The organism is Methanomicrobium antiquum (assembly GCF_029633915.1).
In the GTDB taxonomy this organism is placed as follows: domain Archaea; phylum Halobacteriota; class Methanomicrobia; order Methanomicrobiales; family Methanomicrobiaceae; genus Methanomicrobium; species Methanomicrobium antiquum.
Genome location: NZ_CP091092.1, coordinates 1375229 through 1398194, shown reverse-complemented (window position 1 = coordinate 1398194; position 22966 = coordinate 1375229). Strand labels below are relative to the sequence as shown.

The 22966-nt window shown below is 37.0% G+C and carries 22 protein-coding genes and 1 tRNA gene; 11 read left to right on the top strand and 12 right to left on the bottom strand.

Annotated features, from left to right (window positions below):
* Window positions 1–88: 88 nt before the first annotated feature.
* Both L1994_RS06935 and L1994_RS06930 read left to right on the top strand, forming a co-directional pair.
* The gene (locus L1994_RS06935) at window positions 89–307 is read left to right on the top strand and encodes a hypothetical protein (protein WP_278098732.1); all 219 of its coding nucleotides are present in this window, start codon (window positions 89–91) and stop codon (window positions 305–307) included.
* Window positions 308–383: 76 nt separating this feature from the next.
* Window positions 384–815 (top strand): phosphate-starvation-inducible PsiE family protein, encoded by a 432-nt coding sequence (locus tag L1994_RS06930; RefSeq protein WP_278098731.1) that lies wholly within the window; start codon window positions 384–386, stop codon window positions 813–815.
* Window positions 816–862: 47 nt separating this feature from the next.
* On the opposite strand, the gene L1994_RS06925 is transcribed toward L1994_RS06930, so the two are convergent.
* Window positions 863–2209 (bottom strand): mannose-1-phosphate guanylyltransferase/mannose-6-phosphate isomerase, encoded by a 1347-nt coding sequence (locus L1994_RS06925; protein ID WP_278098730.1) that lies wholly within the window; start codon window positions 2207–2209, stop codon window positions 863–865.
* A 292-nt stretch (window positions 2210–2501) separates the two neighbouring features.
* Between L1994_RS06925 and L1994_RS06920 the strand changes: the two genes are divergently transcribed.
* Both L1994_RS06920 and L1994_RS06915 read left to right on the top strand, forming a co-directional pair.
* A complete protein-coding gene (locus L1994_RS06920; RefSeq protein WP_278098729.1) occupies window positions 2502–2906 on the top strand; it encodes a hypothetical protein in 405 nt (134 codons plus the stop codon).
* A complete protein-coding gene (locus tag L1994_RS06915; protein WP_278098728.1) occupies window positions 2903–3568 on the top strand; it encodes a flavodoxin family protein in 666 nt (221 codons plus the stop codon). Before L1994_RS06920 ends, L1994_RS06915 begins: the two co-directional genes overlap by 4 nt.
* 82 nt (window positions 3569–3650) lie before the next feature.
* Here L1994_RS06915 and L1994_RS06910 read toward each other — a convergent pair whose 3' ends face one another.
* A complete protein-coding gene (locus L1994_RS06910; protein WP_278098727.1) occupies window positions 3651–4160 on the bottom strand; it encodes a Mut7-C RNAse domain-containing protein in 510 nt (169 codons plus the stop codon).
* A gap of 130 nt (window positions 4161–4290) precedes the next feature.
* Window positions 4291–5310 carry an AmmeMemoRadiSam system radical SAM enzyme gene (gene amrS / locus L1994_RS06905; RefSeq protein ID WP_278098726.1) on the bottom strand — a complete coding sequence of 340 codons (1020 nt, stop codon included), beginning with the start codon at window positions 5308–5310 and terminating at the stop codon, window positions 4291–4293.
* A 250-nt stretch (window positions 5311–5560) separates the two neighbouring features.
* Here amrS and pyrH point away from each other — a divergent pair, with 250 nt between their 5' ends.
* The 3 genes from pyrH (at window position 5561) to nth (ending at window position 7093) form a co-directional block, all read left to right on the top strand.
* Window positions 5561–6265 (top strand): UMP kinase, encoded by a 705-nt coding sequence (gene pyrH, locus L1994_RS06900; RefSeq protein WP_278098725.1) that lies wholly within the window; start codon window positions 5561–5563, stop codon window positions 6263–6265.
* Between the two features lie 77 nt (window positions 6266–6342).
* Window positions 6343–6417, top strand: a tRNA-Pro gene (locus tag L1994_RS06895).
* A gap of 10 nt (window positions 6418–6427) precedes the next feature.
* Entirely contained in the window at window positions 6428–7093 is a 666-nt protein-coding gene (gene nth, locus L1994_RS06890; protein ID WP_278098724.1) for an endonuclease III, read from the top strand.
* A 142-nt stretch (window positions 7094–7235) separates the two neighbouring features.
* Here the strand turns inward: nth and L1994_RS06885 are convergent, their stop codons facing one another.
* From L1994_RS06885 to L1994_RS06870, 4 genes are all read right to left on the bottom strand, one after another.
* Window positions 7236–8285: a DUF3089 domain-containing protein gene (locus L1994_RS06885; RefSeq protein WP_278098723.1), complete on the bottom strand. Its 1050-nt coding sequence runs from the start codon at window positions 8283–8285 to the stop codon at window positions 7236–7238.
* A gap of 230 nt (window positions 8286–8515) precedes the next feature.
* Window positions 8516–9697, bottom strand: a complete 1182-nt coding sequence (locus tag L1994_RS06880; RefSeq protein ID WP_278098722.1) for an inorganic phosphate transporter — start codon at window positions 9695–9697, stop codon at window positions 8516–8518.
* A 6-nt stretch (window positions 9698–9703) separates the two neighbouring features.
* The gene (locus L1994_RS06875; protein WP_341275783.1) at window positions 9704–10327 is read right to left on the bottom strand and encodes a DUF47 domain-containing protein; all 624 of its coding nucleotides are present in this window, start codon (window positions 10325–10327) and stop codon (window positions 9704–9706) included.
* Between the two features lie 635 nt (window positions 10328–10962).
* Window positions 10963–11646, bottom strand: coding sequence for an HAD family hydrolase (locus tag L1994_RS06870; protein ID WP_278098720.1), 684 nt, complete (start codon window positions 11644–11646; stop codon window positions 10963–10965).
* 130 nt (window positions 11647–11776) lie between these two features.
* Here L1994_RS06870 and L1994_RS06865 point away from each other — a divergent pair, with 130 nt between their 5' ends.
* Entirely contained in the window at window positions 11777–12667 is an 891-nt protein-coding gene (locus tag L1994_RS06865) for a 2-phospho-L-lactate transferase CofD family protein (RefSeq protein WP_278098719.1), read from the top strand.
* Here L1994_RS06865 and L1994_RS06860 read toward each other — a convergent pair.
* Together L1994_RS06860 and L1994_RS06855 are read right to left on the bottom strand one after the other, a co-directional pair.
* Window positions 12641–13903 carry a hypothetical protein gene (locus L1994_RS06860; RefSeq protein WP_278098718.1) on the bottom strand — a complete coding sequence of 421 codons (1263 nt, stop codon included), beginning with the start codon at window positions 13901–13903 and terminating at the stop codon, window positions 12641–12643. The two genes, L1994_RS06865 and L1994_RS06860, sit on opposite strands and share 27 nt — an antisense overlap.
* Window positions 13904–13942: 39 nt before the next feature.
* A complete protein-coding gene (locus L1994_RS06855; RefSeq protein ID WP_278098717.1) occupies window positions 13943–14392 on the bottom strand; it encodes a universal stress protein in 450 nt (149 codons plus the stop codon).
* A gap of 239 nt (window positions 14393–14631) precedes the next feature.
* On the opposite strand from L1994_RS06855, the gene aspS reads away from it, so the two are divergent.
* Genes aspS through L1994_RS06840 form a run of 3 tightly spaced genes read left to right on the top strand, consistent with a single transcriptional unit; the run spans window position 14632 to window position 17851 of the window.
* Window positions 14632–15921 (top strand): aspartate--tRNA(Asn) ligase, encoded by a 1290-nt coding sequence (gene aspS, locus L1994_RS06850; protein WP_278098716.1) that lies wholly within the window; start codon window positions 14632–14634, stop codon window positions 15919–15921.
* Entirely contained in the window at window positions 15918–16814 is an 897-nt protein-coding gene (locus tag L1994_RS06845) for a methionine synthase (protein ID WP_278098715.1), read from the top strand. The genes aspS and L1994_RS06845 overlap by 4 nt, the downstream gene beginning before the upstream one ends.
* A 50-nt stretch (window positions 16815–16864) precedes the next feature.
* On the top strand, window positions 16865–17851 hold the full coding sequence (locus L1994_RS06840) for an acyltransferase family protein (RefSeq protein WP_278098714.1): 987 nt from the start codon (window positions 16865–16867) through the stop codon (window positions 17849–17851).
* A 23-nt stretch (window positions 17852–17874) separates the two neighbouring features.
* Here L1994_RS06840 and L1994_RS06835 read toward each other — a convergent pair whose 3' ends face one another.
* The 3 genes from L1994_RS06835 to L1994_RS06825 all read right to left on the bottom strand — a co-directional run bounded on the left by L1994_RS06835 (window position 17875) and on the right by L1994_RS06825 (window position 22935).
* Window positions 17875–18489, bottom strand: a complete 615-nt coding sequence (locus L1994_RS06835; RefSeq protein WP_278098713.1) for an RAD55 family ATPase — start codon at window positions 18487–18489, stop codon at window positions 17875–17877.
* A 58-nt stretch (window positions 18490–18547) separates the two neighbouring features.
* Entirely contained in the window at window positions 18548–20092 is a 1545-nt protein-coding gene (locus tag L1994_RS06830; RefSeq protein ID WP_278098712.1) for a class I adenylate-forming enzyme family protein, read from the bottom strand.
* 302 nt (window positions 20093–20394) lie between these two features.
* Window positions 20395–22935 carry a CDC48 family AAA ATPase gene (locus L1994_RS06825; protein WP_278098711.1) on the bottom strand — a complete coding sequence of 847 codons (2541 nt, stop codon included), beginning with the start codon at window positions 22933–22935 and terminating at the stop codon, window positions 20395–20397.
* Between the last annotated feature and the right edge of the window lie 31 nt (window positions 22936–22966).

Sequence of the window (22966 nt, the reverse complement as noted above, 5' to 3'; positions counted from 1 at the left end):
TGCACCTAAACCAGATTGTGATTTGAAGAAGTATGCATGAAACATTTGTTTCATGAACTTTTTTTTATAAGCCCGACAGAGAATAAATATGGAAGAGATAATAAGCGTTAAAAAAAGCCCCACAGGACTTCAGGTATCATATATTTTAGGAAATGATGTAAGCTCAGAACTTTTCAGTTATGAAAGCCTGATTGAAATGAAGGTTAACATTGCAGACTTAATGGCAAACCCCTGTCATTATGCAGTTGATTTGTCTGGTCCAAAAATTGTAAGAACTGACTTTTGTGCAGAGCATTTACATAAATAAAATGCAAAAAAATGAAAAAGAAAAAAATACTGCACTAAAATTAAATAATATTAGATTGCACACTTCTAACGGGAAAATGCACCAGAGAATCGTAAATACAATAACAAACATCGAAATTGTGATTTATATGATTTTGATGATAGTGCTGACTTTTGTTACATTATTTTCACTTTATGAACTGATAGCAATTGTAAGCTATGATCTCTTCTATGATGAAACTCCGTTTCTTCTTGAAACAATGGGTATTTTGAGCTTTTTTGAATTTTTCCTTCTTATTTTAATAGGTCTTGAATTAATGGATACAATAAAGTCATTTATTGAGACAAAGAAAATAGAGGTTGGAATAGTAATAATATTGGCAATAATTGCAGTTTCAAGAAAAATAATTGTAATAGACCCTGCAACCGCAACAGAATTTGAACTTATCGGAATTGGTGCTATAATATTTTCTTTGACAGTAGGATATTATTTCATAAAAAAAGCAGATTTTTTAAGGGCTGAAAATTAAGAAAAAATCCATTAAACTAATTTTTTAATACACAGATGTCATGAAAATCAGACTCTGCCGTATTTATCTTCAAATCTTTCAATATCGTCTTCTCCGAGGTACTCGCCAATCTGAACTTCGATTACCTCCAATGGAATTTTTCCATAATTTGCAAGCCTGTGCACAACTCCGGCAGGGACATATGTGCTCTGACCTCTTGAAAGTGTTTTTGTCTCGGAATTAACAGTTACTTCTGCACTTCCGCTTACAACAACCCAGTGCTCACTTCTGTGATGATGCCTCTGAAGTGAAAGAACGCTTCCTGGTTTTACTGAGACCCTTTTAATCTTATGAAAGTCATGTGATTCAAGAATGGTATATGAACCCCAGGGCCGGTTCACAGTCAGATGGTACTTTGCAACATCGTCTCCAATATCACGATAATGTTGCACAATATCCTTGACAGATTCTGTGCACTCCATATTGCAGACCAAAAGTGCATCTCCGGAATCAATAACTGCTGTGTTTTCAATTCCTACAAGAGCTACTTTTTTTCCGCCGGAAGAGACATAATTTCCTTTGGAATTTAAGAAAACACCCTCCCCTGCGTTGCCGGTTTCATCACATTTTTTTGTCTGATAAAGTGACTTAAAACTTCCAAGATCACTCCATAAACAATCAAGAGGAACAACTGCGCAACGTTCTGATTTCTCCAAAAGCCCGTAATCTATAGATATTGATTCAAGTGTGCTGTAATTGGGATTATCTGTTTCAAAAGCAGAAGAAAGCTTAGGCTGATAAATTTTTGTTTCAGACAGAAAAACTTCTGATGAGAACATGAAAATTCCACTGTTCCATAAATATCCTGCCTTTACATACTCTTCTGCAAGAGCTAAATCCGGTTTTTCCTTAAATTCATCTACAATTGAACCAAAAGGAAGTTTTTTACCAGGTTTTATGTATCCGTAACCGGTGTTTGGTGAATCAGGCTTTACGCCGAACACAACAATATTTTCCTTTGCTAACTCTGCAGACTTTTTGAATACAGACACAGCGTCTTCTGATAAAACATGATCGCTTGGAAAAACAATTATTTCATCATCACCAGACTCTTTTACAAACTTATTTACGCCCCATAAAATTGCAGGCAGAGTATTTTTGCCACAGGGTTCTTTTAAAATATGTTCATCAGGTATTGAAAAACCCAAATCCTCTATCTGGTTTTTAACGAGAAACTGGTACAATTCACCTGTGACTACTATTATCTCTTCAGGACTGCAGAGTTTTAATGCTCTTAAAAAAGTCTCCTGAAACAGAGAATTGCCGTCAAAGTTTAAAAACTGTTTTGGATAATATTCACGTGAAAGTGGCCAGAGTCTTGTGCCTGTCCCGCCTGCAAGAATTATTGTTTTCATTAATAAATCACCGGATATATTCGTATTTTTGTAATATAGTATTACTGGTAATTATTCAATATTTATTGTTTACATGAATCAGATGAAGTCAGTAAACAGGCAATTTGGTTAAGCATTTTGGTATTTTGACTTTAATAAAAAATCGTTCATAAAATTATATTTCATGTAAAAGTTTCATGTAAGTTATGAAGTAATTTTCGTGTAGAATTTTCACAGGATACATTTTTCATTTTATAAAAAAACCTTTATTTGCTTTGCATTGATAATGACTAAATTAGAAAGGTGATGTTTAATGCAACTCAAATATATTCAAAAGGTCTTAATTACAGCAATAATAATTGTTTTTATTGCTACAGTTACCGCATTTTCAGGATGTACGACAACGCAGTCAGATGAATCTGCTTCACAGACAAGTTTTACTAAGACAGTCTCTCTTTTAGAGAAACATTACAGATCTGATGGTTCATGTTACTATACATCAACAATTGATATTAAAAACACAGGAAAAGACGATGCAAAAAATGTAATGATCAGGTGCAACTTAAAAGAATCAGATTCAGGTAGTATTGTTGATACAAAAAGTGAATTTTTTGAAGTGATTGACGCTGGTGATCATAAAGTATTTACAGTAAATCTTGATGGTGACTGTGACACATTATACGGAATTGGTGTTGATATAACGGAGGATTACAGATGAAGATAATTGGAATTTGTGCAAGTCCGAGAGGCAAAAAAAGCTCTACAATGACGCTTGTAAAAAAAGGGCTTTTGGGTGCTGAGAATAAGGGAGCAAAAACTGTTCTCTATGATCTTGGGAAGAAAAGGATTAAATTTTGTACAGGATGCAATGTATGCTACAAAGAAGGAAAATGTATCCATAAAGATGACTTTCAGGAAATTTTTGATGATATTTTAACCTGTGACGGAATAATTCTCGGATCACCTAATTATATCAATTCTGTATCGGCACAGATGAAAGTATTTTTAGACAGGCTTGCAGACTCAATCCACTGCCAGAGATTTACTGGAAAATATGGATTTTCAGTATCAACCGCCGGTGGTTCAAACTCGGATTCCATATGCGATTATTTAAACAACACACTTCATATTCTTGGCGCAAACACAGTTGGGAAAGTAAGTATTGACATTGGTCCAAATCCTGACGGTTTTTCCAATGCTGAAGAGCAGGCATTTTCAATGGGTGAAGATCTGGTAGAGGCAATTAATGCGAAAATGACGTGGCCGGACCAGGAAAATGTTCATCTTGAAATGAAAGAGAGGATGAAATATCTGGTTACACAAAATAAAGATGAATGGACACATGAATACATGCACTGGAAAAAACAGGGATGGCTGTAGGGCTTAGTTAAAATGGTGAAAGATAAGTAATACATACCTTTTCTGAAACATTTGGTTCATGAATTTTGTCTGGCAGATAAATTCAATCTATTTTTTCATGCACCTGATTTTCAAATATTTTTGCAAGTCTTTTTTGCATATTTAATGAATGTGTACCCGGCCAGTATAACTTTTTACATTTCTCACACCACATAAAATGCAGAAATTCCTTTCTTTTTGGAGCATAAGAGGCTGTTTCGACCTCTTTTTCTGTTGCAGGACGAAGTTTTAAATTACAGACTACACATCTTTGCATCCCAAAGAAAAATTCTTCATCAATAAGACCTGAATTGAAAAGCTGCTTTATCTGACTAAGCACTTCATCAGACTCAATATAGACTGCTGAATCACTTCTTCCTCTCATAAAAAGCTCTTTGTCTCGTGTCAGAAGATATCTGCCCTCATCTTTTGCAATCTTTAGAAGAATTGTATCTTCATTGCTGTTTCCATTACTTAATATATCAGCACTTTTTGTATCATATCCTAAAAATCTCAGATAACGTGTAAGTGCACCTAACATACGGTCAGTTAAAAATGTACTTTTATCAGTCATTTCTCCCCCTTGAAAAACAACATATGAGTTGCCGCATTATATCATATTAAACCGGTCATCGCCGGAAAAATAAGTAAATTTCATGAACTTCATGTTTCCTTATAAAATATGATGTATGATCTCTGTTCAGTCAGATAATTCCTTCAGTTGTTGTTATAACCGGTATTTTCGCTCCACATATCCTGCAAATATTTCCTTTCAGATTTACGTTCTTCTGCGAAAATCCACTTCTTTCAATAAGAAGAGAACCGCATTTATGGCACCAGGTATTGTTAAACGGATGTGAAGCGATATTTCCAAGGTAGGGGTATCTTAATCCCTCCTCTTTTGCAAGCATGTATGTTTTTTCAAGTGTTTTTATTGGAGTTGGCCCAATATCACTCATTTTATAGTCCGGATGAAATCTTGTGAAATGAACAGGTGTATCCTCTCCAATATTTTCATAAATCCACCTGATAAGTTCTTTTAACTCTTTCGGAGAATCATTAAGGCCGGGAATCAGAAGATTTACGATTTCGATGTGCATCCTGCACTCTTTTGCCTTTATTGTTGCATCAAGGACAGGTGATAGTTTTGCCTTGCAGACTTTCTTGTAAAATTCATCTGAAAATGCCTTTATGTCAACCCGGAATGCATTAAGCATTCTTGAAAGATCAGATACTGCCTCTTCTGTCATATATCCGTTTGTGACATATACCGTTCCAAGATTTTCTTCTCTGGCGGTTTTTCCCATATCCATTGTGTATTCATGCCAGATTGTAGGCTCATTGTATGTCCATGCAATGCTTTTGCAGTTATACTCTTTCGCCTTTAAAACACCCATTTCGGGGCTTAAAAATTGTAGGAAGTCTGCTGATTTATTCTGCGATATCTCCCAGTTCTGACAGTGTGAGCATCTGAAATTGCATCCTATACTACCGAGTGAATAGACATTGGTTCCGGGAAGAAAATGATACAGAGGTTTTTTTTCAATTGGATCTATTGCCTCTGCACTGATTTTGCCATAGCTTTCAGCATAAAGAACACCTCCGCGGTTTATTCTTACACCACATATGCCGGTTTTATTTTCTGCAATTTTGCATCTGTGACTACAAAGACCACATTTTACAAATTTATTCTCTTCTTTTTCATAAAGAAGTGCTTCATGCAAATTTCATCACCCCCGGTTGTTATCCCAGTCTTTGCCGCACGGGTTTATGATATTTACTATCAAAGGAACTTTTAAAAAATGTATCAAAAAAAAATTAACAAAAAAAATTAACAAAAAAATGTAAATTAAAATTGAAAAATCATTATTTATCAGTGCTTTTTGCGTTTTTAGTTTTTTTCATGTATCATTTGAATGAGTTATGATTCTTTGGAAAGAATATATGCTATTATAACCAAAGTTTAGTTCCAATATGAAAAAAATTGTATTATCGCTTGGCGGTTCTATTCTTGTTCCTTCACTTGAATCAAATAAAATTGAAAATTATCGCGATGTTTTAAAAGAAATCTCTTCAAAATATCAGATCTTTGTTGTCATAGGAGGAGGCGGGGAGGCCAGAAGATACATAGGTGCGGCGCGCTCGCTTGGAATTGATGAGGCAACATCTGATGAACTTGGGATTCTTATTACAAGAATCAATGCATCGCTTCTATGCTGGGCACTTGGGGATTTGGCATATCCTGCGGTTGCAGAAAACTACACAGATGCCTTAAAATACGCAGAATCTGGAAAAATTGTTCTAATGGGCGGTGTTACACCCGGACAGACAACTGATGCGGTATCAGCCGTTCTTGCAGAAAGACTGAGGGCTGATCTTTTAATAAATCTGACTTCAATTGACGGCATTTATTCCAAAGATCCAAAAAATAACAAAGACGCAGTCAAATTTGACTCAATTACGCCTGAAAAACTGATAGATATTGTATCTGCAGGAACTATGGGTGCGGGGTCAAACAATGTAATTGACCTTGTTGCGGCAAAAATCATTCAGAGAAGCAGAATACCTCTTTTGGTAATTGATGGAAAAGACCCTGAAAATCTGAAAAATGTGCTTTTAAAAGGCAAATTATTTGGATCTGTTGTTATAGCCGATGGTGTCAAAAATCCACTGCAATAATTTTACTTTAACTTCTATTACCAGACTTAAACCGGCATATTTTTTAACCGGACAGAGAAATATATGATGTCACAAACGGGGTAGTAGGGTAGCCTGGTCCATCCTAGAGCGTTTGGGACGCTTTGACGGCAGTTCGAATCTGCCCTACCCCATTACATTTTTATGCAGACTGATGATGCATGCAGAATTTATCTGGCTCTTAGAAAAATTTACTTAAAAGAAGATACGAATTTATGCTTTCTTGAATTTGAAAATCCGTTTCAAATTCTAATAATGACTATTCTTTCAGCGCAGACGACTGACAAAAATGTCAACAGCGTCAAAAATGCACTGTTTTCAAAATATCCTGACTGCAAAAGTTTAGCCTCTGCCGATATTTTGGAAGTGGAGGAAATAATTAAAAGTACAGGATTTTATCATGCAAAAGCGAAGCACATAATATCAGCCTCACAGATGCTTTCTGAAAATTATGGGTGTTTTGTTCCAAAAACTATTGATGAACTTGTAAAACTTCCCGGTGTTGGAAGAAAAACAGCAAACATCGTCCTGAATCATGCTTATGGAATAAATGAGGGAATAGCAGTCGACACACATGTAAAAAGGCTTTCAGTTCGCCTTGGATTTACTAAAAACAATGATCCGGACAAAATCGAAACTGATTTGAAATCTCTTTTTAAAGAATCTGTGTGGGGAGAGATTAACTTTCTTTTAATATCACATGGACGACTTGTCTGCAAGGCGAAAAATCCATCATGTGCTGTTTGTAAAATAAAAAAAATGTGCAGATATTATCAAAACGAATCGAAATTAAAGAAAAATAATACATAAAAATAACAAAAAGAATTGAAAAAAATTAATTTAAGTTCAATTTTTAATTCTTTTCAGATTTTCATTTTAATTATTCTGATTTTTTATCTCAATCCTTTAAATTTTTATTTTAATAATTTGAGTTCATTTCAACAATTCTAATTTACTGATTTGCCAGATAGGCCGCTATTCTTACCCCGACATTTTGTTCAAGGTTTCTATACCAGAAAGCATAATCGTAGCGATGATACACACCTTCTGTATAAGGACCGATGTCAAGTTGTTCTCCTTTTGGAATTGTAGTTTCAAGAGCTTTTGTATCAGGATTTATCTTTGCATCAGAATAATTTGCAACTTCTCTTAAAAATTCTCCGGTTGAATCATCATAAAAACGTGCACCAAGGTTTTCTGAAGCGGATGCATATGTTGAATCTGTCTTCCAGTTGAGCGGATTTATACAGTGCGCACCTTCCATAAGCATAGGACCGCCTTCAGAAGTTGGCGACTGGGTATTGTATGTTATTACAACTCCAGTATCGTCTGAAGAGATTGCAGGAGTAAGATTTGCTTTGTTTAAATCATCATCTGTCACAGTATATCCAATTAAATAGGCCGCGACAAGACGGTTTTTAAGAGCTTCATCATCTCCAAAACGCTTTTTTATAAGTTCAATAAGAGCCATTGTTCCCTGACTATGCCCTGCAAGAATAAAGGGACGGTTATCATTTAAATTTTCAATATAATAATCAAATGCTGTCAAAACATCCTCTGCACCACGTTTGAATTCATCCGTATCGGTTGCAAGACCGCTCTGTGTCATTGAAACACCTGTTGACATCTGTCTGTAATACGGAGCAAATACATTTGCATCTGACTCATAAACGCTGGCCTGTGCTTTTAGAATTCCCTGTGCAAGAGCCCTGTCAGTATCGTCTGTAATCAGCATATAGCCTGATTCATTATTGCTGACTGTTGGATAAACATAGAAAACATCAACCTGCTTTTCAATTTCAGGAAGTGAAAGCCAGTTGTATGAATCTGAATAATCTATCTCATATGGGGCTGAGTTTACATCTAAATTTGAAATATCAGTGCTGTTTTGAGATGAATCTTCAAAACCAGTACATCCGGATACAATAACAAGACCTGACAGTATAACTGTTAAGGCAAGTGATACAATTGAAATCCTCTTTTTGGTGTTATGGATAATCATATTCTTTTTTTGATTGACATATTATAAAAAAAAACCTTTTTAATTCAATTAAATTTCAGAAATGAATCTCTAATTGAACGAATTTATACAGCAGTTTCATTCAAAACGTCCATGAAATTATATTTCATGCACGATTTCATGTAAGTTACGAAGTAACTTTCATGCAAAATGAAAAAAAATTACGTTTGAATGATGCTAAAAATAATATTAGAGATGATAGTAACAGCCCTTTAGATAAAAATCAGGGCATAAATAAAGTAAACAAATCCTGAAACAGTCGCGGCACATGGAATTGTCAGGAACCATGCAGCAACTATCTCTCTTACATTGCTCCATCTGACAGCGGATGCATAACCCCTGGTGATTCCGGCACCCATAATAGATCCGCTTATTGCATGAGTTGTAGACACAGGTACTCCAAAAGATGTCATAAGTGCAAGTACACCACTTCCTGCCATCGAAGCTGAAATTCCCTGATATGGTCTGATTTTTGTAATTTTGTTTGCCATTTTATCAAGCACCTTCCACCCGCCAAGAAGTGTACCAAGCGATATTGCAAGACAGGATGACAAAATAACCCAGAGAGGAACTTCAAATGTCGTAATAATTCCTGCCGCAAAAAGCATTGCTGTAATCATACCCATGGCATTTTGTGCATCGTTGGCACCATGACCGATTGCCTGAAGTCCGCCTGTTAATATCTGAAACGGACGAAATCCCCGTTCAATCTTTTTAGGGGATTTTTTCCTGAATATCCACATAATAGCGACTCCGAGCAAAAATGCAGATATCATTCCAAGCATTGGTGATACAACAATGAATACAACAACAGCAAAAATTCCTGAAACCTTAACAGCGCCTGAGATTATAAGAAGTGGAACTGTCAGTGAAAAGCCGGCAAGAAAAGAAATAGCAAAATATTTTCCCCACTCTTCACCGTGATGCCTGCCTATGACAATAAATATTGCGGCAAGCGCCAATCCGCCTGCGACTGCATATATGAAGAGAAGAAATACCGAAGATAAATCAGGCCAGATAATAGATCCCATTCCTCCCATAACTATTCCTGCACCAACAAGTCCTCCGACAAGTGCATGACTGCTTGATACCGGTACACCAAAATATGAAGCCAGAAAAACCCAGAGAACAGCGCCGACCATTGCGGCAAGAATAAGATGTGTTGTTAAAAAAGAGGATTCGACAATTCCTTTGCCGATTGTTTTTGCAATTGCCGTTGAGAACAACAAAGGCCCTATCATATTGCAAACAGAAGCCATTAAAACTGCCTTGAATGGTGAAAGGGCCTTTGTCGCAACAACGGTTGCGATTGAGTTTGCCGCATCATTCAGACCGTTTACAAAGTTAAATAACAATGCGAGCGTTATTCCAAGGAGTATTACTATTATATCCATTTTATATCAGGTATGTTTAATTGCAATGTCTCCAAGGACGTTTGCCACATCTTCACATCTGTCGGTAGTAAATTCAAGTGTTTCATAAATGTCCTTGAATTTTACAATTCTTATTGCATCGTTTGTTTTAAAAAGATCCTGTAAGGCAACTGCCAAAACATCGTCGGCTAAGTTTTCAAGTCTGTTTATCTCAATGCAGTGATCAGATATTTTTTTGGGATTTTTCATGTCGCGTATCCCCAAAACCGCCTGTTCAAGTGATTCTGCCTGAAGACGAATGAGTTTTGCGGACTCAAGCATATATTTATCAGTCGTTCCAATGTCGTAGAAAAACATCTTTCTGGAAGTGTCATCGATTGCATCAATTACATCATCCATTCCTGTTGCAAGCCTTGATATTTCTTCAGGTTCGATTGGAGTTATAAAACTCTTGTTTAAAAGCTGGTATAAAGAATGAGTAATATCGTCTCCGGCATGCTCATAGGTCTTCATTTTGTGGCACATATTTTTGATGTCATCAAAATTTTCTATCATACAATATAAATGATCAGCGGCCTGTTTCAAAACCTCGGCCTGCTGTTCAAACAAATCAAAAAAATGCTTATCCTGCGGAATTAACCAGTCTTTCAAACTCAAGTGGAGATCACCTGTAATGTATATCTACCTTCACAGAAAAAAGACTTTTTGAAAGAATGAAAGCGGTTTTTAATATTGAATCACAAATAAATAAACCCTAAGAAAAAAAATTTGACAATAAGGGACAAGATATAAAAATTCTGGTTTTAATTGATTTTAATTGTTATACTATTTTATTATTTTATTCAGGCAATATTTGTCAGTTATAATCTTTTGGTTCTTCTCCATTTTTCTGAAAGTTAGGACTATCCAAAAAGAGAAACAACTTAGAGAATAACCTCCAAATATGATGATATGTCCAATAAACATTACAAATGGAGGGAATGCATTTCTGCATTCACATCTATGTTCTCATTTGTGGGCTTTAAGATTATTGATATGGAAGATTTCATCAGTTTCTTAGGTTACTGGCCTTGACTGGAAGACAATCAAAGCTAATCGATTATTAGCAAGGGAGGGGACAGGCCCCTCCCTTAAACCCACCCCGCTTACGATAGGTCACCGGAGGGGGGCTAAGCCCCTCCGGTTCCCGGGGATATTGTGTACATCGCGACAAATCAATTCCAAATTAGGGTGATCAGAAATATGGCGAAGAGTCAATCTTTTTAACTGTTCTAAAATTTTATTGTTTAAAGCTTTAAAATTCCGGTAATCTCTGAGAAATTTTTGATTGTATAATCAGGAATTGTGTTTGGTGAGGGAATTTTAAGCCAGTCGCCGTATTCTGCATATATTGTTGTAATCCCAAGTCTGTTGCATGGCTCAATCTCTCTTCTCGGGCTGTCTCCGACAACCATTGAATCAGATGGCTTTGTAGACAATTTATCAAGAGCCATTAGGAATGTATCAGGTTCAGGCTTTCTTTTTCCTGAAACGTCAGGTGTTATTATATCACTGAAATATTTTCTAAGTCCAAGTTTTTCAAGCCTTTTTTTCGCCTGTGAACTCTCTGCATCAGTTACAATTGACATACTGATTCCTGCATCCTGAATGACCGGGAGAGTTTCATAAACTCCCGGATATGCTATTAATGATTCAAGCTTCAATGATTCATAAAGAGAGACCGCACTCATGAATGTATCTTCATCCCATACATTTTTGTCATTCATGAACTGCTTTATATTTCCATGGTCTTCGAACCCGTAACTTCCGAATAAAAAGTATCTTAAAAGTTCTTCACCCGTTCCTGCCCCAATGTGATCGGTGACGCCTGTACAGGCCTTTAACTTTGCATCAGAAAAATCATAAAGGGTATTGTCCATATCAAACAAAATTGCTTTGGGTCTTACGCCAGCCGGAATTTTCTGTTTCATACTACTAATAACATATCGTCTTAGTATTCCATAAAACCAGTGACCTTTACAATCATGATGCATGAAAAATTAGTGTCATGAACATTTTTGCAAATTACTTTATCTGTTAAAATTAAGACTAATCCTGCAAATGATTACTGTCATCTCAGGCGGAAAGGAATCACTAAAACTTATTCAGGCCTTTAGAAATATATTATATGATGATGAAATATCAGTGATTGCAAACACTTCGGGCTGTTTCTGGACTGACGGAAATCTTGTCTGCCCTGATTTGGACGATCTGATTTATCTTTTTTCAGGAAATCTCAACACGGCGCAGTGGAGAGGAATTAAGGGAGATTCTTTTTCCACACAAAAACTTCTAAATAAAATATCAGAAAAAGATGCATTTTTCCCAATCGGCGATAAAGAAAGGGCAGTCTGCATCGCAAGAAGCAATATACTTAGAAATGGTGGAAATATCACCGATGCCGCAAAATATCTCTGCAGATTTTTTAAAATAACATCCAAAATACTGCCCGGCACAGACAACCGGTATTCGGTATATGCTGAGATAGATGATTGTTTATATCCACCAACAGAGTTCAGAGAATTATTCTGTGATGATTATAATGCGGAATTTCGGGCATCTGTTGTTATTGACTGCAAAAAAATTCCACAAATGTCAGAAGATGTTATAGATATCATAAATAAATCCGATGCGGTAATTATCGGCCCTGAAAGAACGAACACTATAATTTTGCCAATTCTTGCAATAAGACATTTTAGAAAATCATTAAAAAATAAATTTGTAATTACTATTCTTCCAAATCTGCCTGCTGACTATTCTGACGAAAAATATCCGTCCTGCATGAAAATGCTGGAAATTTTAAGGAGTGTTTCTGATGTAATAATACAGGACATAAAAGAGGAGATTAATATTGAAGGTTCAGTCCGTCTTAACACAACTCTTGACTCATGGCACAAATCAGAATCTCTTGCATGGGAGATAATGTCAATTGTCAGAAGCAAGAGCAGATAAATCCTTTATGAAATTAAACGCATTTATTAAAAGATCATAAAATTTTCCTGCAATTGCCAAAAAACTTTCAATATTAACTTCAGAATGCAAAAGTGCATCTATATCATCATATTTTTTTGATTCTGTGTTATTATCCTTTATAACATCATCCAAAAGATTTGCAGGTGATTGTGTATTTTGTGTTGGTGAAGATGTTTTATCTGTAGAAACAGGCGTGTTTGTCTTTTGAATTTCAGAATTTAAAGGAGCGTTCAGATTCAGTTCGTTGTTAAGATTCACTGCATAATTGTATGCCTCAACTGCTTTGTTTTCTGCCTGTAATGCATAATCGCGTGTTGAAGAATAATCCTTATTTTGAAATTTATCCTCAGCAAGAACAAGAAGTGTTTTTGCATTGTCATTGTAGGATTTAATGACCCATACACGTGAATCTCCTGAAAGTCCTGCTGAGTTTTCAAAATATGAAACTGTTGAATCAACAGAACTGATTTTATCTTTTGCACCATTAATTGATGATTCTGCCCATGAAACATCAAGGTAAGATTCTGCTTCTGTTATATAGAGATCAGCATCAGATAAAAGGCTGCTTTGCTTTGAAGGAACTGATTTTTTTGCTGAATAAACTGCGTCATACGCGGCAGAATATTTCACTTCCGCCAAAGAGGTGTCAACACCCTGAGAATAAAGCGAATCTATCTTTGAGCGGAGATTTGAAATTTTTATCTCCATTGAGGACTGAACTGATAAAAGATCAGAAGGGTTGATAAATACTCTTTCAACTGAGCTGTAAGAAGCCTCTTGTCCAACAGCATCGTAATGAGTTACATCAAAAATAGTGTAGTTTCCTGTTGCACCAACATTTGGAACAGTACCGTTTAGCTTAACCCTTACATATGTCTGGTATGAACCCGGATAATACAGCTCAAAACCACTAACTCTTTCATATCTTCCCATACTTTTTGCTTTATCCTGTTCAGCACCGTCAATTGCTATTGTGAGCTGCCAGCGCGGATCTGTCAGATCTGTATAAAAGATAAGAGATTCTTTGTCTGACTCAAAATTATAATCGACTGTATAGTAACAAAAAACTTCATCACCGGGTGCAAGATTTCCCTCTGGATTCACATATCCCCATAACTCAAGGTCATCTCCGGCAGATACCGGGAAAATAAAAAGAATAATAATAATTATTGATAATTTGGCAAATATAATTTTATTCCAAAAATTCTTTGACATATCTTACAGATATTTCTTTTTTACAGTGATATAATGTTTTTATCTGTTTTTTATAACCAGTGTTGTAATTTTGCTGTTCATAATAACAGTTGAACTGACACTTCCCAAAAGAAGCCTTTCAAGATTTGTCTTGCCTTTTGTTCCAAGAATTATCAGATCTGCATTAATCTCATCTGAAAGATTGAGAATCTCCTCCCGCGGGTCTCCATACCTTTTATACAGAAACACTTTTACTTCTTCATCATCACAGACGTCTTTTGCATGCGCTAAAATTCTATCAGACTCAGCCTCTAAAATTTCAGTCATCTCTGTGTTTCCGCCTGACGCGCCCTGTGAAGATTCAACCATTAAAGGATGGACAAAGACGTGATTTATTACATTAACTGCATGAATCTCAGAATCTCTAAGCTTTGCTTCAAAAATCGCAGTATGAAGAGTCTCCTCAGAAACCGATGATCCGTCAAGAGGCACAAGAATTTTTTTGAACATAAATACTATTGAATTTAAGGATTTTCCTTAATAAATTATCTGAAGAAAAAAATTGTATTTTTTCATATAATCCTTAATTTCAGAGGATATAGTGTATTGATTTCAGATGATAATACTCATGATTTTTGAATGGTCAGGTTCATGAAATTTTTTCAATTGAATTCATTTTATGAATGTTTTCATAAAACTGATGCAAAACAAAAATAATAGTATAAGACACATCTTATTGCAGATATTTTATGAGAATACCACTAAGAGAAGTAACACCGGAGATACAGACCGCAGAAGTAACAGGATGGGTTCATGAGATAAGGGATCTTGGAGGTCTTTCTTTTTACATATTAAGAGACAGGACCGGTTTTTTACAGGCCACTATCATTAAAAAGAAAGCATCTGAGGCTGTATTAAAAGCGGCGAAAGAGGTTTCAAGAGAGTCTGTTGTTAAAATTTCAGGTATTGTAAAAGAATCCGACAAGGCACCTGGCGGACGTGAAATAATACCTGAATATTTTGAGATAATCAGCAAAGCAGAAACACCCCTGCCTCTTGATGTATCGGAAAAAGTGCTTGCCGAAGTTGATACAAGACTTGACAACAGGTATCTGGATGCAAGAAGGCCAAAAGTAGCCGCAATTTTCCAGATCAGAAGTGCTGTAAACCATGCAGTAACAGATTATCTCTACAAAGAAGGCTTTATCAATATTACAACATCAAAGGTTGTTGCCGCCGCAACAGAAGGAGGAACAGAGCTCTTTCCAATTGCATATTTTGAAAAAGAGGCTTTTTTGAACCAGAGTCCTCAGCTTTACAAACAGATGATGATGGCCGCCGGATTTGAAAAAGTGTTTGAGATAGGCCCGATTTTCAGGGCTGAAGAGCATAACACTACTAAGCACTTAAACGAAGCAACATCAATCGATGTCGAAGTTTCATTTGCAGATCACAATGACGTGATGAACCTTTTAGAAAATATGATTGTTTCTACATATGAATATGTTGACAAAACATGCAGTGATGCATTAAATACGCTTGAAACTGATTTCAAAGTTCCAACCGGAAAGTTCCCGAGACTGCCATATTCAGAGGCAATAGACATTGCTTCACTATCTGTTGACGAGGAGATTGCATACGGTGATGATTTATCATCTGCCGCAGAGCGTGCAATTGGTGAAGAGATGGGTGAACATTACTTTATCACCGACTGGCCGACTGCAATAAAGCCATATTATGCAATGCCTTATGAAGATGAACCTGAAATATGCAGGGCATTTGATATGATGCATCCTAAAATGGAGCTTTCAAGCGGTGCACAGCGTATCCATCAGTACGATCTTTTGGTTGAGCAGATGGAGAAAAAAGGTTTATCACCTGAGAGTTTTGAATTCTATCTAAAGCCGTTCAAGTACGGGATGCCCCCACATGCAGGCTGGGGTGTTGGAATGGATCGCCTTGTCATGACAATGCTTGATCTTCCAAACATCAGAGAAGCAGTACTCTTCCCGCGTGACCGGCACAGAGTAACACCATGAAGCTGATTAAAAAATTACTCCCGACAACTGTTGTAGGCAGTTATCCCTCAATCCGGGCAAAAGGTCTTAAGTCAATTATTGATCCCTATTCACAGGCTCTTAATATTGCAGTAGAGGATCAGATTGCCGCAGGAATAGACATCATTTCATCAGGACAGGTAAGAGAAGATATGATAACTTCTCTTACATCCCGGATACCTGGTATAAAAGATAAAAAAGTTACAGGTATTTTAAGACCTACCCAAAAGCCGATGACTGTTGAGGATACAAGGTACGCAATATCAAAACATGCAAAAGTAAAAGCTATGCTTGCAGGTCCAAGTACAATCTCGCATGCATTAAAGATTGACACTCCTCTTTACAGAAACAGGGATGAGTTAATTCTTGATCTTGCACAGATTGTTGCGGCGGAAGCAACAAGGCTAGAATCGCTTGGAATTGCAATATTTCAGATAGATGAGCCGATACTCTCAACAGGTGTTGCTGATATGAATACAGCCTATCAGGCAATAAGTGCAATAACAGGTGTTTTAAGAGTGCCGACATGCATGCATGTCTGCGGCAATATCGAAAACATAATTGACAATCTTTTAAAAATGCCTGTTGATATTCTGGATCTTGAATTTTCAAACAATCAGAATAATCTGGATGTCATCTCAAAAAAAGATCTTCGTGAAAAACAGGTTGGACTTGGTGTTGTAGATTCAGCGGATACTGAGATTGATTCGGTTGAGACAATTATATCCAGAATAGAAAAAGGCGTTGAATTATTCGGACCTGAAAAAATCCTTGTTGATCCGGACTGTGGTCTTCGTATGCACACAAGGGAAACTGCATATGGAAAGTTAAGAAACATGGTTCTGGCGGCAGAATCTGTCCGATCAAATCTTTAAAAAAATAAAATTTATAAATTCTATACAGATAAATCCTCAGAGTTTTTGGCATGGATAAAAGATTTACAAATAATTTTGATTTTCTTAGATTTTTAGCCGCATCATGTATAATTTTCTCACATTCGTTTGCGTTGTGCCTTGGTTATTCCAATGTTTTCATCTTTGACTGGCACCTTCTAATCGGACAAACCGGCCTTGCAATTCTTCTTGTGATAAGCGGTTATCTGATTTTGGGAAGCTGGGAGAGAAAACCGTCACTGACAACTTTTTTTAAAAAGAGAATTCTTAGAATAATTCCGGGTCTTTTTGCATCGGTTCTTCTTGTAATATTTATTATAGGACCATTGGTCTCAGATTTGGGATTTAGTGAGTATATTGCCGCTCTCTTAAATCCATCAACATGGGCATCAGTTCCTTTCTATGTTAATGGTACGGCTTTGGGGCTTTTTACAACCAATCCTGTAACCTATGTCAATGCCCCACTCTGGGCGGTTCCGTTTGAATTTTTCCTGTATGCTATTGTTGCTCTGCTTGGAATTGCAGGGCTTTTATCCAGGAAAAATTCGATGATTCCTTTTATTTTGTTGACAGTAATTTTATGGTTTTTGTGGTATGATAATCCCGCATTAAACAAGATACGATTCGCTCTGTATTTCTTTATTGGAGCACACCTTTACTTAAACAGGGATAAAATTGAGTTTAAATTCCCGGCTGTTTTGGTATTGTGGATTCCTGTTCTTCTATCATATAATACTCAGTTTATGTTTATTTTTGCCTATATTGCAATACCATACACAGTTCTCTGGTTTGCCAAATATCCCACAAAAAGATTAAAAAAATTTGGTAAATACGGTGATTTCTCATTTGGAATGTTTATTTATGCATACCCTGTTCAGCAGACAATAATTCATTTCCTGCCTGATATTGAAATACCTGTGATGATTCTTTTATCCTTTACAGCCGCAATTCCACTTGCTGTTTTTTCATGGTATGCAATAGAAAAACATGCATTGTCCATTAAATACAAAAAAAACTGATTAGAAGGATATTTTAAAAATTATCATACAACCCTTCCTGTTGTTGAAAGCTCTATTCCCCCTGATAAAATATTGTAGGGATATGCTCTTTTTGGAACATCTGCGCCGGAAATTTTGTTTATTGTCAGACTTCTTTCTATCTCATTTCCATGAAGAGTATTTGAAAGAGTTATGAAAATGTCTGAATGCCGAATAATTTTTGCCTCTTCTGCAGGAGTATGAATGTCCGGATACATCAGAAATAAAATATTTGCCTCATTTTCTTTTATAGCACTCATACATTTTTCAAGAAAAGAGACTGATGCATCAATTCCGTATTTTATAATAACTGATGACAAAGAATCAACAACAATCCAATTGCCCTCCATTGCATTGAAAAGAGATTCAGGATTCATCTCTTCAGCATCAGTCATACCCTCTTTTATCAGACCATCTATCATCAGATATGTGCTTTTTTTGGAATCATCCGCATGCCAGAACTGTTCTGCTAAAATATCACATCCTGAAAGTGCATCACCGTATAAGATTGTTGATTTTCCTTTAGGAATGCCTCCGCCTAGCTGAAAATCAAGACCAATAATGCCAGTCGATCTCTTCTCGGATTTAATAGAGGATATCTGCTCAATTTCTGGTGACATAATTAATATTAGGGCTTTTTTTTATAAAAAGAAGACTGGATTTTAAAATTCAGGAAATTTACAAAATGAGAGTTGAATTATTCTCACTGCAGTATTTTTCGCGCAGTTCGCGCCTGAGAAGTTTCCATCCGTGAACTCTTGGAAGATTATCCAGAAAAATATAATGGCGGGGAACTTTGTATTTTGCAAGCCTTTCCTTTCCAAATTTTATCAACTCATTCTCATTGGTTTCCATGCCATTTGCAAGAACGACTGCGGCAACAGGAACTTCTCCTCTGTGAATATCCGGGCATCCGAAAATTGCAATATCTTCAATACCCGGATGGCTGATATATGTCTTTTCAACCTCTGTCGGATATATCTTCCACCCTGACATTACAATCATATCTTTTTTCCGGTCGGTGATGGAAAGCATGCCGTTTTCATCAATAAATCCAATGTCGCCTGTCAAAAACCATCCGTCAGGAAAAAATACCTGCTCTGTTTCTTCTTTCATTCCCCAATAGCCTTTGGCAACAGCCGGGCCACGCAATGCTATTTCACCAACATCAGTTCCTGCTAATTCTATTGTATGATCATTTGTATCAACAATCTTCATCTCGGTATATCCTACAGGTGAGCCTACACTTTTAAATTCATCAGCTGACTGATAATCCTCAGGTCTGATTGCAGTTCCTGTTCCGACAACTATTGTTTCAGAAAGGCCGTATGCATTTACAACGGGAATTTTAAATCTTGAATAAAACTCTTTCCAGATGCTTGGATGAAGCGGGCCGCCGCCACTGATCATCTCTCTTGCAGATTCAAATTTCTTCTCTGTTCCTGTTTCTGTCTTTAAAAGTGAGTGAATTACAGGAGGCATTCCGGCAACAACAGTCGCTTTATATGAATCTGCGTACTCAATGTATTTGTCTATCTCAAACTGCTCCAATATTACCCATGTTGCACCGGCTTTTAATGAGGAAATTCCCCATGAGACACCTACATGGGCCATCGGGTATATTCCTAGGTAAACATCACTGGATTTATAATTCAAAAGACTGCATTCCGAATCAATTGCCGCCATCCAGTTTCCATGGGTTAACATTGCACCTTTTTGCTTTCCTGTTGTACCGGAGGTATACTGAAGCTGACACAGATCATCAAATGAGCAGTTTACAGGATTTGCCAAATCAGATATATTTGAGATTTTATCTTCCCATTCTTTATTTCCTGTAACAAAAATAACGGGTTTAGGATTTATATCAGAGCATGCAGGACCAGCTGTTTTTTGACCATTTTCATTGGTAATTATTGCACTGGCGCCTGAATTTTTCATCATATAGTTTATTTCCGATTCACAAAGAACGATGTTTAGCGGCACTGCAACTGCGCCGGCACGCCATATTGCAAAATAGGATATTAGATATTCAGGTGTTGATGGAAGGTATATACATACTCTGTCCCCTTTAGATATGCCTGATTGTTTAAGCAGACTTGCACGGCGACACACTGATTTATAAAGCTCAGCATAACTGATGCTGATATTGTCTGATGGAAATATCAGGGCATTTTTATCTCCCAGCCTCTTGTTTACGTCAAGAAAGGCGGTACAATTTGACAAATCTTTATCCTCCATTAAAAACGTCCATGAAATTATATTTCATGCACCGGCTTCATGTAAGTTACGAAGTAACTTTCATGTAAAATTTATATCTGTTTCATTTCAAAATTACAGATCTGCAATGTATATATATGCTCATTTTAGCATTAAAATAACTATAGTATTTTCATTAAAAAGTTCATGAAATTATCATTTTCTGCACGGTTTCATGAACTTTTTTTAGTTTGCCTGTAGAATTTAAAGGATAAATTCAAAGGCAAACCATCATATTAATCAGGTTTTTGATATAATTTCTAAACATATCACTGATATTCAACAGGCTGGACCTGTGGGGGAAGACCGCCTTTGAAGTGCTGTTTTATTCTTGTGTACTGTTCTCTTAACCTGTCATTCATCATGGGGTGAACCTTTTCAAGCGCCATGTTGAAATGACTCTCTGATACACAGCTTTTATTCTCGCGCATTGCAAACATTGCTGACTCCCTGCATAAAAGTTCAAGATCTGATCCTACATAACCTGAGGTTTTCACTGCAATCTTTTTTAAGAGGTTGTCACGGACAGGATCTTCAAGATAAAACCCGTTCTTTAAAAATTGGGCAACAAGAATTTTTCTTCTCTGCCATCCTGACAATACCTGCGATTTTTCAGGCTCAGTGCCAGCAAAGCATGTCTTTATCTCATCCGCTGTGATTTTTCTGTTAATTGAGATGTTCTTCTTCATGCTCAGACGGTTAAATGCCTCATCTATTGAATTTTCGTCATAATTTTTTATAAAATCTACAATTTCATCAATGAGAGAGCCTTCTATTGGTGTATATTTCGAGTGAATCTGAAGAATATTCATTCTTGACTTCTCATCAGGTTCACCAACGTATACAAGCCTGTCAAATCTGCCTGCTCTTAAAAGCGCAGGGTCGATTATATCCGGACGGTTTGTAGCGCCCATCACAACAACGCCTGTCAAATCCTCAAGTCCGTCAAACTCTGTAAGAATCTGATTTAGCACACTTTCAATAACTCTGGATTCACTGCCTTCACCTCTTGAAGGTGCAAGTGCATCAAGTTCATCAAAAAATATAATTGAAGGTGCCACCTGACGTGCTTTTCTGAATACCTCACGAACTGCCTTTTCACTTTCTCCTACCCATTTGGACAAAAGTTGTGGCCCGCGAACAGGAATGAAATTAGCACCGCTTTCATTTGCAACAGCCTTTGCGATGAGAGTTTTTCCTGTTCCCGGAGGACCATAAAGTAAAACTCCTTTTGGTGGTTCGATTCCAAGATTCTCAAATTTATCTCTGCGTGTAAGAGGATATTCCACAGCTTCGCGGACTTCCTCTTTTTCTTCAGTAAGTCCTCCCACTTCTGACCATTTCACATGAGAAACCTCGAGGAAAACTTCTCTCATCGCACTGGGACTTATCTCCCTTAAAGCGTTTTTAAAATCACTGATCTTTATTTCCATTGATTCAAGAACAGATTGTGGGATTTCATCAGAATCCAGATCTATATCCGGAAGATACCTTCTCAAAGCTCTCATTGCCGCTTCACGGGCTAATGCGGCAAGATCTGCGCCAACAAAACCATTTGTTTTTGAAGCAAATTCCTCAAGCATTGATTCGCGGTTTTTGTGCACTTCGTCAGTTAATATCTTAAATTCCTTTTCAAGATTCTCTTTTTCTTCACCTTGTGCAGTCTCGCATTTTTTTCTCGTATCAAGTATCAGATTCTCCCCTTCGATAGGCATTCCTCTTGTATGAATTCTTAGAATTTCAAGCCTGTCTTCTTCTCCCGGGACCCCTATCTCAATCTCCCTGTCAAATCTCCCTGGTCTTCTTAGAGCCTGATCTATTGCATCAAGCCTGTTTGTAGCGCCTATCACAACCACCTGACCTCTTTCTTCAAGGCCGTCCATCATTGTAAGAAGCTGGGCAACAACTCTTCTTTCAACCTCTCCTGTTACATCCTCACGCTTAGGTGCTATTGAATCAAGTTCATCGATAAAAACAATTGCCGGCGCGTTGTCTTCTGCTTCATCGAAGATTTCTCTCAGGCGCTGTTCACTCTCACCATAATATTTTGAGATTATTTCAGGGCCTGCAATGGATATGAAATGCGCTCCACTTTCATTAGCAACCGCTTTTGCAATCAGAGTCTTTCCGGTTCCAGGAGGGCCGTAAAGCAAAACTCCTTTTGGCGGATCGATACCCAGTTTTCTGAATAATTCCGGGTGTCTCATTGGAAGCTCAATAGTCTCTCTGACATTCTGAAGCTCACCTTTTAGCCCGCCAATGTCCTCATATGAGATTGTTTTTAATCCTTCAAATCCTGCGGCAGGTTTATCTGAAAATTCAATTTCAGTCTCACGTGTTATTATTACAGAATTTTCAGGTTCAATATGAACAATCTTAAATGAGACTGTCTGTGGCTGCATGAATGGAAGTCCGGCAACTACAGGGACACTGTCATTTTTCATAACAGGAAAGTCAATAAGGCGTGCTATTGCGCTGTTGTAATTTATCGGGAGCTGTTTTGGCATATCCTCCGGAGGAGCAAGAATGAGACTTTTTGCCGGAATGACCCCTTCAACAGGAGAGATTGTTACCCTGTCTCCTATGCTTACTCCGGCATTCATGCGGGTATAGTTGTCAATCCTGAGTTTCTCCTGATTCCAGTCATTAACCATCATGCGCCATACTTTGGCTATTGTCCGGTTTTTGCCGTCAATATATACCAGATCCCCCGGAGAGATATGAAGCTGAAGCATAGTTTCCGGATCAAGCCTTGCCCTTCCTCCCCCCTGATCCTCGGGATAGGCACTGTCAACTTTTAAACTTATCATAGAACCACCTTAACACTCATATATGCAATCG